This is a genomic window from Kocuria sp. JC486 (assembly GCF_011602805.1).
Taxonomy (GTDB): domain Bacteria; phylum Actinomycetota; class Actinomycetes; order Actinomycetales; family Micrococcaceae; genus Kocuria; species Kocuria soli.
Window position 1 is genome coordinate 1 of the sequence record NZ_JAAOZS010000010.1, and the last position, 13588, is coordinate 13588.

The 13588-nt window shown below is 69.2% G+C and carries 12 protein-coding genes; all 12 read left to right on the forward strand.

The window, feature by feature from the left end; all coding sequences use genetic code 11:
* Positions 1-134 precede the first annotated feature (134 nt).
* The 12 genes from GWK18_RS06760 to GWK18_RS06815 all read left to right on the forward strand — a co-directional run bounded on the left by GWK18_RS06760 (position 135) and on the right by GWK18_RS06815 (position 13561).
* Entirely contained in the window at positions 135-1751 is a 1617-nt protein-coding gene (locus tag GWK18_RS06760) for an ABC transporter ATP-binding protein (RefSeq protein ID WP_166834097.1), read from the forward strand.
* Positions 1748-2986 (forward strand): ABC transporter permease, encoded by a 1239-nt coding sequence (locus GWK18_RS06765; RefSeq protein ID WP_166834099.1) that lies wholly within the window; start codon positions 1748-1750, stop codon positions 2984-2986. Before GWK18_RS06760 ends, GWK18_RS06765 begins: the two co-directional genes overlap by 4 nt.
* Positions 2983-4305 (forward strand): ABC transporter permease, encoded by a 1323-nt coding sequence (locus GWK18_RS06770; protein ID WP_166834101.1) that lies wholly within the window; start codon positions 2983-2985, stop codon positions 4303-4305. Before GWK18_RS06765 ends, GWK18_RS06770 begins: the two co-directional genes overlap by 4 nt.
* 2 nt (positions 4306-4307) lie before the next feature.
* Positions 4308-4754: a cytidine deaminase gene (locus GWK18_RS06775; RefSeq protein ID WP_123826354.1), complete on the forward strand. Its 447-nt coding sequence runs from the start codon at positions 4308-4310 to the stop codon at positions 4752-4754.
* Positions 4755-4805: 51 nt separating this feature from the next.
* Positions 4806-6134, forward strand: coding sequence for a thymidine phosphorylase (locus GWK18_RS06780; RefSeq protein ID WP_166834103.1), 1329 nt, complete (start codon positions 4806-4808; stop codon positions 6132-6134).
* Between the two features lie 50 nt (positions 6135-6184).
* The gene (locus GWK18_RS06785) at positions 6185-7747 is read left to right on the forward strand and encodes a hypothetical protein (protein ID WP_166834105.1); all 1563 of its coding nucleotides are present in this window, start codon (positions 6185-6187) and stop codon (positions 7745-7747) included.
* Between the two features lie 12 nt (positions 7748-7759).
* Complete coding sequence (locus GWK18_RS06790) at positions 7760-9010, forward strand: adenosine deaminase (RefSeq protein WP_166834107.1); 1251 nt, start codon at positions 7760-7762, stop codon at positions 9008-9010.
* Positions 9007-9744, forward strand: coding sequence for a MazG family protein (locus GWK18_RS06795; protein WP_348535868.1), 738 nt, complete (start codon positions 9007-9009; stop codon positions 9742-9744). The genes GWK18_RS06790 and GWK18_RS06795 overlap by 4 nt, the downstream gene beginning before the upstream one ends.
* Positions 9745-9957: 213 nt before the next feature.
* Positions 9958-11238 carry a phosphopyruvate hydratase gene (gene eno / locus GWK18_RS06800; RefSeq protein ID WP_123826362.1) on the forward strand — a complete coding sequence of 427 codons (1281 nt, stop codon included), beginning with the start codon at positions 9958-9960 and terminating at the stop codon, positions 11236-11238.
* A 137-nt stretch (positions 11239-11375) separates the two neighbouring features.
* The gene (locus GWK18_RS06805) at positions 11376-11972 is read left to right on the forward strand and encodes a septum formation initiator family protein (protein ID WP_166834109.1); all 597 of its coding nucleotides are present in this window, start codon (positions 11376-11378) and stop codon (positions 11970-11972) included.
* A gap of 9 nt (positions 11973-11981) precedes the next feature.
* A complete protein-coding gene (locus GWK18_RS06810) occupies positions 11982-12557 on the forward strand; it encodes a DUF501 domain-containing protein (RefSeq protein WP_123826366.1) in 576 nt (191 codons plus the stop codon).
* A 38-nt stretch (positions 12558-12595) separates the two neighbouring features.
* Positions 12596-13561, forward strand: coding sequence for a Ppx/GppA phosphatase family protein (locus GWK18_RS06815; protein ID WP_166834111.1), 966 nt, complete (start codon positions 12596-12598; stop codon positions 13559-13561).
* Positions 13562-13588 lie beyond the last annotated feature (27 nt).

The following is a 13588-nucleotide window of genomic DNA, read 5'->3' on the forward strand; positions in this document are numbered from 1 at the left end:
AAAACACGCCCGGGGCGGAAGGAAGGGCCGAAGCCGACCCCCCCCCGGGGCCCCCCGGCGGGGGGGGGCCCCCGCGGCGCCCCCCCCCCACGACCACCCTCCGATCCTGAGCAGCCCCAGAGGAACACGCACCCATGAAGCTCGAACTGCGGGAGATCACGAAGAAATTCGGGTCCTTCGCCGCCAACCGGGACGTTTCGTTGACCGTCGAACCGGGGGAGATCCATTGTCTCCTCGGGGAGAACGGCGCCGGAAAGTCCACCCTGATGAACGTCCTCTACGGGCTGTACCGACCGACTTCCGGCGAGATCCTGGTCGACGGCGAGCCCGTCGAGTTCAGTGGTCCCTCCGACGCTCTGGACCGGGGGATCGGCATGGTCCACCAGCACTTCATGCTGGTGCCGGTGTTCACCGTGGCGGAGAATGTCGCGCTGGGGTCCGAGACCCGCAAGGGCGTCACCCTCGACCTGGAGACCACTCGACGCCGGATCCGTGAGATCTCCGATCAGTACGGTTTCGCCGTGGATCCTGACGCCGTGGTCGAGGACCTGCCCGTGGGCGTGCAGCAGCGCGTGGAGATCATCAAGGCCCTCGTCCGCGACGCCCAGCTGCTGATCCTGGACGAACCGACCGCGGTCCTGACCCCCAAGGAGACCGACGAGCTGCTGGCGATCATGCGTCAGCTCAAGGCCGACGGCACCTCGATCGTGTTCATCTCCCACAAACTGCGTGAAGTCCGCGAGGTCTCCGACGTGATCACGGTGATCCGTCGCGGTGAGGTCGTGGGCTCCGTGTCACCCGAAGCCAGCACCTCCGAGCTGGCCGCCATGATGGTCGGCCGTGAGGTCTCGCTGACCGTGGACAAGCAGCCGGCGCAGGTCGGGGAACAGGCCCTGGTGGTCGAGGACCTCACCGTGGTGGGGGACAACGGCGTGACGCTGCTGGACAACCTGTCCCTGTCCGTGTCCCAGGGGGAGATCCTGGCCGTCGCGGGCGTGCAGGGCAACGGGCAGGTCGAATTCGTGGAGGCCCTGCTGGGGTTGCGCAAGGCCTCCGGGTCGATCCGACTCGAGGGTCAGGAACTCGTGGGCCGCTCCGTCCGGCAGGTGCTAGACGCGGGAGTGGGCTTCGTCCCGGAGGACCGTTCGACCGACGGCCTGGTGGGCCCCTTCTCCGTGGCCGAGAACTTGGTGCTGGACCTCTACAAGGATCCTCGGTTCCACTCCGGGCCGTCGCTGAACCAGAAGGAGATCAGGGCCAACGCCGAGCAGCGGATCAAGGAGTTCGACATCCGGACCGGCTCAGCGGCCGCACACGCCTCGACGCTTTCGGGCGGCAACCAACAGAAGATCGTGGTCGCCCGTGAACTGTCCCGTCCGCTCAAGCTCTTCGTGGCCTCCCAGATCACGCGCGGTGTGGACGTCGGGTCGATCGAGTTCATCCACGACCGCATCGTGGCCGAACGGGACAACGGGGTTCCGGTGATCATCGTCTCCACCGAACTCGACGAGGTCTACGGACTGGCCGACCGGATCGCCGTGTTCTTCCACGGTCGCCTCATGGGGATCGTCGGTCCCGAAACCCCGCGCGAGACGCTGGGTCAGATGATGGCCGGGGCCACCGAAGAGGAAGTCCGGTCGCAGGGCGGCCTGGCGCACCCCGGCCCGCAGCCCCCGGAGAACTCCGGAACAGACAGCACAGATCACGACGGCGACGCCGTCTCGAACCTCCCGTGGGAGGAGCAGGCATGACCACCCCTACCACCAACAGCCCCACCGTCAACGCGGCCGAGGACCTCGAGACCGACGGCCCCGCGTGGATCGGGTCCGCACTCCAGCCGGTGCTGGCGATTCTGGCGGCGCTGTTCCTGGGCGGTCTGCTGATCGCGGCCACGGACGAGCGGGTCATGAAGGCGGCCAGTTACTTCTTCAGCCGCCCGTCGGACACCCTGTCCGCCGGGTGGTCCGCGGCCTCCGCGGCCTACCAGGCCATGTTCTACGGGGCCGTGTTCAACCCCAACGGCAATTCCTTCGCCCGCCAGATCTATCCCTTCACCGAGACCCTGACGGTGGCCACCCCGCTCATCCTGGCCGGACTCGGTGTGGCCGTCGCGTTCCGGGCGGGACTGTTCAACATCGGTGCCCAGGGCCAGATCCTCATGGGCGCCACGCTGGCGGCGTACGTCGGATTCACCTGGTCCATGCCGCTGCCCCTGCACCTGCTGCTGGTCGTGCTGGCCGGTGCGATCGGGGGCGGCGTGTGGGGCGGCGTCGTCGGACTGCTCAAGGCGCGCACCGGCGCGCACGAGGTGATCCTGACGATCATGCTCAACTACATCGCCGTGAACCTGCTGGCCTACCTGCTGACCCGTCCGAGCTTCCTGCGGGAGGGCTCCACGAACCCCATCAGCCCGCCCGTGGCCGAGACCGCCCAGTTCCCGTTGCTGCTCGGCGCGCCGTTCCGGCTGCACTGGGGATTCGTGCTGGCCGTGGCCGCCACCGTGTTCGTGTGGTGGCTGCTCAACCGGTCCACCACCGGCTTCGAACTGCGCGCCGTGGGATCCAACCCGCGTGCCGCGAAGACCGCCGGCATCAACGTGACCAAGGGCTTCGTGATCGTCATGATCCTGGCCGGGGCGCTGGCCGGGCTGGCGGGTGTCGCGCAGATCTCCGGAACGGAGGGGTCGCTGTCCGCGGGTGTGGCAGCCTCCTTCGGGTTCGACGCCATCACCGTGGCGTTGCTCGGCCGTTCCACGCCGCTGGGCACGTTCCTGGCCGGTGTGCTCTACGGCGGGTTCCGCGCCGGTGCCGTGACCATGCAGACCATGACCGGCACCAACGTGGACATCGTGCTGGTGGTGCAGTCGCTGATCGTGCTGTTCATCGCCCTTCCGCCGCTGTTCACCGCAGCCCGAGGCCGACGATCGCGCCGAGACAAGAGCAAGACCAGTCGCTCCGCCGGGGCAGTCAAGGAGGCCCAGGCATGAGCACCGCAACCCAGACTCACGACATCGAACCCGCCACCCCGCAGAGTGAGGGCACCGACCGGGTCGACCCGGCAGCGCTTCCCTCCACCGCGCGGAGGGCTCCCCTCGGGTTCGCCGTGTTGGCGCTCGTCTCCTTCGTAGTCTTCGCCCTCGGAGCACCGGACGGGAGCGTGACGTTCCGCATCAGCGGCGACGGCGACCTCTTCCGGATCCCCGACGTCGTCGTCCCCGGGCTGCTCACCGAGTGGCTCATCACGGCGCTGCTGGTTGTTCTGACCGTATATGCCTTCCTGCGCGTGCGCTCGGGACGCTTGACCCCCTCCTGGGCCGTTCTGGTCTTCGGCCTGTTGTTCGTGGCCGGATTCCTGGTGTGGGTGGTCGGCGCCGCGGAGACGCCGTCGGTGTCGCTCACGGGCTTGCTGGCCGGTGGCGTCGCCCTGTCCGTCCCGTTGGTCTTCGGGTCCCTGGGCGGGTTGATGTGCGAGCGGTCGGGCGTGGTGAACATCGCGATCGAGGGGCAGCTGCTCTTCGGCGCCTTCGCCGCCGCGGTGGCCGGGTCCCTGTCCGGAAGTGCCTGGGTGGGTCTGCTGGCCGCCATGATCGGCGCGGCACTGGTCTCCCTGGTCCTGGCCGTCTTCTCCATCACCTATCGCGTCAACCAGGTCATCGTTGGCGTGGTGCTCAACGTGCTGGTCTCCGGCCTGACGGGCTTCCTGTTCGCCACGCTGTTGGAGTCGGATTCCGGGCGGTTCAACTCACCGCCTCGCCTGCCCTCCTACGCGATTCCGTTCCTGAGCGACCTCCCGTTGGTGGGGCGGATCCTGTTCGACCAGGCGATCGTGGGGTACTTCATGTGGCTGGCCGTCCCGATCGTGTGGTTCGCGGTCTACCGGACCCGCTGGGGCCTGCGTACCCGCGCCATCGGCGAACACCCCAAGGCCGCCGACACCCTGGGCATCAACGTCAACCGGATGCGCTTCCTCAACGTCCTGCTCGGTGGGCTGATCGCCGGGATCGGCGGCTCGTTCTACACGCTGGTCTCCGTGACCTCCTTCACCCGCGACATGACCTCCGGGGCGGGCTACATCGCGTTGGCGGCTCTGATCTTCGGGCGGTGGAACCCGGTCGGTGCCTTCCTGGCCGCGCTGCTGTTCGGCTTTGCCTCCAACCTGCAGTCGGTGCTTTCCTTCCTGGGGACGCCCATGCCGAGCCAGTTCCTGGCCATGCTGCCGTACATCATCACCATCCTGGCGGTCGCGGGCCTGGTCGGAACCACTCGCGGACCGGCCGCGTCCGGACAGCCGTACGTCAAGGAGTGAGCATGACCGCAGCAACCGGATCGAACGATGACGACCGGTCACCCATCCCGTCCGGGGACGTTTCCCTCGGCGAGCCGTGGGACGCGTTGTTGGTGGAAGCCCGCAATGCCATGATCCGTGCCTACGCGCCGTACTCCGGCTACAGCGTGGGGGCAGCGGCCCTGGTGGAGGACGGGCGCACGGTCTCCGGCTGCAACGTGGAGAACGCCAGCTACGGGGTGACCCTGTGCGCCGAGTGCGGTCTGGTGAGTTCGCTGTACGCCACCGGTGGCGGGCGCCTCACCCATTTCGTGTGCGTGGACGGCCAGGGGGAGGTCCTGATGCCCTGCGGACGTTGCCGTCAGCTCCTCTACGAACACCGGGCACCGAGCATGCGCCTCCTGACGGTCTCCGGGATCAAGAGCATGGACGAGGTCCTGCCGGACGCCTTCGGTCCCCAGAACCTCTGACTGCATCGCCTGGCGTCCCTCGGCCGCGGCGGACGTGACACCCTTGGTGGCATGAGCACCGAGAGCACGGGTTCCTTCACCGCCGTCGACCTGATCCGCACCAAGCGTGACGGCGGGGCCCTGGGTCCCGAACAGATCGACTGGTTGATCGACGGGTACGTGCAGGGGCGGGTGGCCGAGGAACAGATGGCCGCCCTGGCCATGACCATCCTGCTCAATGGGATGGATCGGCAGGAGATCAGCCGGTGGACGACGGCGATGATCGACTCCGGTCAGCGGATGGACTTCTCCGGGCTGCGGCGCAACGGGCAGCGGCTGCCCACAGTGGACAAGCACTCGACGGGTGGCGTGGGGGACAAGATCACGCTGCCGCTGGCGCCCCTGGTGGCCGCGCACGGGGTGGCCGTTCCCCAGTTGTCCGGGCGGGGCCTGGGCCACACCGGAGGCACCCTGGACAAGCTCGAGGCAATTCCCGGGTGGCGGGCCGACGTGGACCACGACCAGCTGCTCCGCCAGCTCGAAACCGTGGGGGCCGTGGTGTGTGCCGCCGGCGGCGACCTGGCACCCGCCGACAAGAAGCTCTACGCCCTGCGGGACGTCACCGGAACCGTCGAGTCGATTGCCCTGATCGCCTCCTCGATCATGTCCAAGAAGATCGCCGAAGGCGCTGACGCCCTGGTCCTGGACGTCAAGGTGGGCCGCGGGGCGTTCATGAAGGACCAGGCTGCGGCCAGGGAGTTGGCCGAGACCATGGTCGCGTTGGGCACCGACGCCAGCGTGGCCACCACGGCCCTGCTGACCGACATGTCCACGCCGCTCGGGTTCGCCGTCGGCAACGCGTGCGAGGTGACAGAGGCCCAGGACGTCCTGGCCGGGGGAGGCCCGTCCGACGTCGTCGAACTCACCTTGGCGCTCGCGCGGGAGATGCTGGCCGCCGCGGGTGTGGACGAGGATCCCGCCGATGCGTTGCGCGACGGACGTGCCATGGACACCTGGCGGGCAATGATCGCCGCTCAGGGCGGAGATCCGCATGCCGACCTGCCACAGGCCGCCGTCACGGAGACCGTCACGGCACCCCGCGACGGCGTGGTGACCGGCGTGGACGCCCTGGAGATCGGGATGGCCGCCTGGGGCCTGGGTGCGGGCCGGGCGCGCAAGGAGGACCGTGTCCTGGCCGAAGCGGGCGTGGTGCTGCACGCCAAGCCCGGTGACACGGTTCGGCAGGGGCAGCCGCTGGCCACGGTGCACACGGATACGGCTTCCCGCGTCGAGTCGGCGGTGCAGCGAATCCACACGGCCTACACGTTGACGAACACGCAACCGGAACGCCCCGTGGCCAGGGACTTGATCCTGGACCGTGTTGTCGCCGCGGACTTGTAGGGTGGACCCCGACAGACCCAGTACGCATCGAACACGGGAGGACCAAGACCGTGGGACTTTTTGGTAGGAAGTCGAACCCCGAGCAGCAGCAGCCGGAGGCTCCCCGCGAGGAGAACACCGCGGTGGCGGAGCCGCTGCCCGCCGAAGGCCCCTTGCGGAACCTGGTCACCAGCCTGCTCGCGGACAACGCCGAAGCGGGCAAGCTCACGCTCATCCAGCGCGGCAACACCATGAGTCAGCAGTCCGAGCGCTCCGTGGCCGGTCAGACCGAGATGGACAACGGCACCGTGGACCAGTCCCACCCGCTGTTCGAGGACGTCGCCGCGCTCTACACCGAGTCGATGTCCCGGGACACCGGTGCCTGGCAGACCGCCGTCGTGGCCGTGGGGAAGGACACCGACGGAACCCGCGAGGTCCAGGTCGACTACGACTTCCCCTCGGCTCCGCACAAGACCGAGCGCTATTCGCTGGACCAGGGCGCTGCAGCCGGTACCGCCGCGGGTGCCGCGGCGGGCGGCAGTCAGGACGGCACCGAGCCGTCGGCGGAGGACCGGAACCGCGGCGACGGCCGTGACTCGGACGGTCGTGGCGCCGACGGCCGTGGCGCCGACGCGACCGACCGCGATGCCGTGGACCGTGGCGGCGTGGATGGTGGCGCCGATGACCGCTCCGCGGGCACGGGTGCGGCCGCAGCCGGTGCCGGCGCCGGAATCGGCGCGGGTGCCCTGGCGGCAGCGGCAGCTCAGGGCCGCCGGGACCAGGCCGACGGCGATGCCTCCGCACAGACCTCGGCAGAGGGCTCGCAGGCCGGAGAGTCCGCGGACGCGGAACAGCCCGCCGGTGGGGCGACCTCGACCTCCGCACCGGCAGCTGCCCAGCCGGCGGCCGCGGATCGTTCGACCGGGGCCGACACCCGCGGGGGCAACGATCTGCCCCAGCACGTGGACCACGACGAATGGCGCGACGACAACGCGGGCCGTACCGGGGCGCAGGCCACGGGCGCGGCTGCCGCAGGAGCGGCCGCCGGCGCGGGGCTCCGTGGCGGCGTCGCGGGCGACTCGGACGCCCCGACCCTTGCCAAGGGCGCGGACGTGGCTCCGTCCTACCGTGCGGGTGAAGCTGCCGGAGCCGGCTCGCGGGACAAGCTCGCCGAAGGCAACAAGGTCCTGACCGAAGGGGACGTGCTCAAGCGCCTCTCGGGTGCTCAGCGCCGGCTGTTCGGCCCCGAAGGCAGCGCCCGCGACGTCTCCACCGTCCTGATCCGTGTCCGCACCCTGGGCTCCTACTACGACGCCCTGACCCACGTGCGGCAGGGTGGATTCTGGGACCAGCGCAACACCTTCGACCTGGTGCCCGAGGAAGAACTCAAGGTCCAGGAGCTGAAGGAAGACTCCTACGTGGAGGGCGAGGGCGCGCCCTTGGCCGTCATGTTCCGCTTCCGCCCCGGCATCCCCCCGGAGGTCTCCTTCGACTACGCGGACGAGGAGGCTTTCGTGCGCTACCCGGAGCGACTGCCCTCCCAGAACTACGTCGAGGAACTGCGCATGTACCCCCGCACCGGAGCGAACATCCCGCAGCACATGGATGAAGCTCTGCAGGACTGGAACTACTGAGGAACCACACCCATGACCGATTTCCCGAACCCCAACGACAACGGGGCCGGGAGCCTCAACCCCGCCGGTGACTCCGGCGGGGTTTTGCGCGCCCTGCCCAAGATCAGCCTGCACGACCACCTGGACGGAAGCCTGCGACCGGCCACCGTGGTGGAGCTGGCAAACCAGGTCGGCCACGAACTCCCGGTGGAGACCGGGGCCGAACTGGCCGAGTGGATGGTCCGGGCCGGTGACTCCGGTTCCTTGGAGTCCTACCTGGAAACCTTCGTGCACACGCTGGCCGTTCTGCAGACCCCGGAGGCGCTCCGGCGCGTGGCCCGGGAGGCGGTCGAGGACTACGTGGACGACGGCGTCATCCACGCCGAAGTCCGGTGGGCCCCGGAACAGCACCTGACCGGCGGTATGACCCTCGAAGAGGCGGTCGACGCCGTCCAGTCCGGCCTGACCGAAGGCATTGCCGCGGCCGCAGCCGAGGGCTATGAGATCTCCGTGGGTCAGCTGTTGTGCGCCATGCGCCAGAACGATCGTTCCGAGGAGATCGCCCGCCTGGTCATCGACCGCTATGACCCCGTGGCTCCGGGTGGCGTCCTGGGCTTCGACCTGGCCGGACCGGAAGCGGGATTCGAACCCGCCCGGCACCGGGCGGCCCTGGACCTGCTGGCTGAGAACCTGATCCCCGTGACGCTGCACGCCGGAGAGGCTGACGGCGTGGACTCCATCCGTGGCGCCCTGGTGGACGGACGCGCCCTGCGCCTGGGCCACGGCGTGCGCATCTCAGAGGACATCACGCTGACCGACGCCCCCGACGGGGACGTGACCATCGACCTCGGCCCCGTGGCCACCTGGGCCCGCGACCGCGGGATCGGTCTGGAGATCTGCCCCCGGTCCAACCGGCAGACCCGAGCCACACCCGCGTGGAACCCGCCCGAGAACCTGGTCCGCGTGCTGGGCCCCGGCACGGCCGAACACCCGGTCGGTTTCCTGTTCCGCGCGGGCTTCCGCGTCGTCCTCGGCCCGGACAACCGGTTGGTGTCCGGCACGGACATCAGCACGGAACTCGGTCGTCTGATCAACGTGCACGGTTTCAGCCTGGACGACGTCGAAACCCTCCAGCGCAACGGGGCCCAGTCCGCCTTCGCGCCCCTGGACCACCGCGTGATGCTCGAAGCGCGCATCACGGAGGAGTTCGACGCCGTCCGCAGCGCGGGCGCGCAACTGGGCCTGGGTGACCTGTTGGCAGCCCAGGACGAAGGCGCGCTGTGAGCACGGAGCAAGCCCCGGCACCGGAGGCCGCGGGGGAACGGTTCGCCGAACTGGTGCGCGTCATGGATCGTTTGCGGTCCCCGGGCGGGTGCGCGTGGGACGCCCGGCAGACCCACGAGTCCCTGGTCAAGTACCTGGTCGAGGAGTCCTACGAAGTCATCGAGGCCATCGAGTCCGAGGGTGGACCGCAGGCTCACCGCCAGGAACTCACGGAGGAACTCGGGGACCTCCTGCTCCAGGTGGTCTTCCACGCACGGGTGGCGCAGGAACGCTCCGTCGTCGACGGCGGTTTCACGGTCCTGGACTTGCTGGAGGCGATCACGGACAAGCTGGTGCGTCGGCACCCACAGGTGTTCGCCGAGGACTATCAGGACTCCCTGGGCACGGAGGCCAGCAACGCGGCCTTGCACTCACGCTGGGAAGACCTCAAGAAGCAGGAGAAGCCCGAGCGCAGCGGACCCTTCGACGGTGTTCCGCCCGGCCTGCCCGCGCTGCAGTACGCGGACAAGATCCTGGCGAAAGGCCGTCGGCACGGCCTGGAGCCGGAGACTCCGACGGCGTCCGAGGCCTCCGCCGCCGGAAGCCCTCGAGCGGAGTTCACGTCGGAGGAGGACTTGGGAGAACTGCTCTTCGACCTGGTTCGCCACGCCTCGGCCCAGGGCATGGACGCGGAACGAGCCCTGCGCCGGACTGCCCGCCGGTGGGCCGCACAGCGCGGCGGGTCCGACCTCTGACGCCCCTCCCGCAGGGCGACCGGAAGGATTCGCGGGGGTGTGGAATCGCTCACCTACCGGCGAACGACCGGCAACAATGGTGGAGGCCCGTCCTGCGGTGGCTAGGCTGTGACACAGACTGCCCGTCGGGGGATGGCGCGCGTGCCCCGCACAGCGCCTCAGCCGTCACCGGGCAGAGTAATGAGCCGACGTACCAACAGAGGAGCACGTCCCATGGCAATGATCATCGATGTCCACGCCCGCCAGATCCTGGATTCCCGCGGCAACCCGACCGTCGAATGCGAGGTGCGCCTGGAGGACGGTTCCTTCGGCCGCGCTGCGGTTCCCTCGGGCGCATCGACCGGTGAGCACGAGGCTGTCGAGCGTCGTGACGGCGACAAGTCCGTGTACCTGGGCAAGGGCGTGCTGGGCGCCGTCGAAGCCGTCAACGAGGAGATCGCCGAGGCCGTGATCGGCCTGGAGTCCACCGACCAGCGCCTGGTGGACGCCACCATGCTGGAACTGGACGGCACCGCCAACAAGGGCAAGCTGGGCGCCAACGCCATCCTGGGTGTGTCCCTGGCCGTGGCCCGCGCCTCCGCCGACGAGGCCGAGCTGCCCCTCTACAAGTACCTGGGTGGCCCCAACGCCCACGTGTTGCCCGTCCCGATGATGAACATCCTCAACGGTGGCTCCCACGCCGACTCCAACGTGGACATCCAGGAGTTCATGATCGCCCCGATCGGTGCGGCCACCTTCTCCGAGGCGCTGCGTTCTGGTGCCGAGGTGTACCACGCGCTCAAGTCCGTGCTCAAGGACCGTGGCCTGAACACCGGCCTGGGTGACGAGGGTGGCTTCGCGCCGAACCTCGAGTCCAACCGTGCCGCCCTGGACCTGATCCTGGAAGCCATCCAGAAGGCCGGTTACACCCCGGGCAAGGACATCGCCCTGGCCCTGGACGTGGCCTCCTCCGAGTTCTTCGAGAACGGCTCCTACACCTTCGAGGGCGCTCAGAAGTCGGCCGAGGAAATGGCCGCCTACTACGAGCAGCTGGTCAATGACTACCCGCTGGTCTCCATCGAGGACCCGCTGGACGAGAACGACTGGGAGGGCTGGGCCAAGCTCACGGCCTCCGTCGGTCAGAAGGTCCAGCTGGTCGGTGACGACCTGTTCGTGACCAACCCCGAGTTCCTGGCCCGCGGCATCAAGGAGCACGTGGCCAACGCCCTGCTGGTCAAGGTCAACCAGATCGGTTCGCTGACCGAGACCCTGGAGGCCATCACCCTGGCACAGACCAACACCTTCCGGTGCATGGTCTCCCACCGTTCGGGCGAGACCGAGGACACCACGATCTCCGACATCGCCGTGGCCACCAACGCCGGCCAGATCAAGACCGGCGCCCCGGCACGCTCGGAGCGCGTGGCCAAGTACAACCAGCTGCTGCGCATCGAGGAAGCTCTGGGCGATTCCGCCGTCTACGCCGGCGCATCCGCCTTCCCGCGTTTCTCGGCCTGATCACCGAGCCGCTCCGCGGCACCTGACACCGTGACCGCCCGGGAACCCCGGGCGGTCACGGTGTTTTCGCCGCCCGCACCCGGTTCCGGCCACTAGACTTTCGCCCGAACCCCGGCCTCGACCCCAGGAGAACTCCCGTGCCCACCCGCGACTTCCCCGACGCGCGCACGGATGACGGCAGCCCGGAACCCTTGTCCGCCGCTCGTCTGGCAGGTGGATTCAGCGCACGACGACGCATGTTGCTCGCCGTCGTGACCGTGCTCCTGGTGGTATTCCTGGCCGCCCCGACCACCAAGATCTACCTGGACCAACGGGCGGAGGTCCGGGCCCTGGAACAGAGCATCGCCGAGAAACAGGCGGCCCGGGACGACCTCAGCACCGAGGTGAAGCTGTGGGAGGACCCGGCTTACGTCCGCCAGCAGGCACGGGAGCGCCTGCTCATGGTGGAGCCGGGTCAACGCTCCTACCTGGTGGTCGGCGCGGACGGTTTGGGGACTGAGGCGCCCAAGTCCTCCGCGGTCCAGGAGGAGGCCGACCGGCCTGCCTGGGCCGACGCCCTGTGGGGATCGGTGCTGGACTCCGGATGGCCGGAGGAGCGCACGGCGCCCAGCCAGGCGGAGAACTTCCCCCAGCTGGCCGAGGGAGAGGCCACCCCCGAGGACTCGGCGGGGAAGCCCACCGGCAGCGCAACCCCCACCGACACCGGCAACGCCGACCAGCCCGATGCGAACTGAGGTAACCACGTGACGGAACACCCCACCGCCCCCCGCGGGCTGAACTCGACCGACCAGACCCTGGAACCCTCGGAGACGGACCTGAAGGTGCTGTCCCGGCAGCTGGGCCGGGCGGTTCGCGACGTCGTGGAGATTCCCGCCCGGTGTGTGTGCGGCAATCCGCTGGTGGCTGCCACCGCGCCGCGACTGGCGAATGGCACCCCGTTTCCCACCGTGTTCTACCTTGCCCACCCCGTCATCACGGCGGCGGTCTCCCGGTTGGAGGCCGAGGGTGCCATGTACGCCATGACCGAGCGACTTGCCGAGGACCCGGAACTGGCCGCCTCCTACCGGGCCGCCCACGAGGACTTCCTGGCCGAGCGCGAACGCATCCGCGTTGCCTCGGGCACGGGTGAGGTGCCAGAGATCGAAGGCATCTCCGCCGGGGGCATGCCGACCCGGGTCAAGTGCCTTCACGTCCTGGTGGGCCACGCGCTCGCGGCCGGCCAGGGGGTCAACCTGCTCGGGGACGAAACCCTGGAACGCATCAGCTCCACCTGGGACACGCAGACCTGCCGCTGCGACCCCGCCTGGCGCGACGCCTGACCGACTGCCGGCCCGACCCTTTCCCGGAGGAGACCTCAATGCGCGTAGGCGCCATCGACTGCGGAACCAACTCGATCCGACTGCTCATCGCTGACCTCGGCAACGGCGGTGGGCCGGGCGGCAACGGTCCCACGGTGACCGACGTGGTCCGGCTGAACACGATCGTCCGCCTGGGGCAGGGGGTGGATGCCACCGGTTGGCTGGCCCAGGAGGCGTTGGACCGGACCTTTGCCGCCACCGAACGCTACGCGGAGCTGATCGACGAACACGGCGTGGAATCCGTTCGTTTCGTGGCCACCTCCGCCACGCGCGACGCCGGCAATCGGCACGTGTTCGTCAACGGCATCACGAAGCGCCTGGGCGTGGAACCCGAAGTCATCAGCGGCCAGGAAGAAGCCGCCCTGTCCTTCGCGGGAGCATCGCTCGTCGCCCCCGCGACCAGCCCCCAGGACCGGGTTCTGGTGGTGGACGTCGGCGGCGGATCCACCGAGTTCGTGCTCGGCTCCTCGGACGGCATCATTGCCTCCCGCAGCGTGGACGTCGGGTGCGTCCGGATGACGGAGCGTCACCTGGGCTCCAACCCTCCCTCCCAGGAGCAGCAGGCTGCGGTCCTGAACGACGTCGACAAGGCCATCGACACGGTGCTGCAGTCCGTGCCCCTGGCCGAGACGCGTTGCCTGGTGGGTGTGGCCGGTTCCGTCACCACCATCACGGCCCGGGCGTTGGGCCTGGACAGCTACGACGCCGAGCGGCTCAACGGCACGCAGTTGAGCGTCCAGGAGATCGAGCGGGCCTGCCGGGACCTCACCGAGATGACCCGCGAGGAACGCGCACGCCAGCCCTACATGCACCCGGGGCGGGTGGACGTGATCGGCGGCGGGGCGCTCGTGTGGCGTCGTGTCCTGGAGCGCGTCACGGAGGCGACGTCCGGGCGTGTGGTCTCGTCCACCACCAGTGAGCACGATATTTTGGACGGCATTGCGCTGTCCCTGGCCCAGGACTGATCGGGGCCTGACCGATCCGCACCGGCG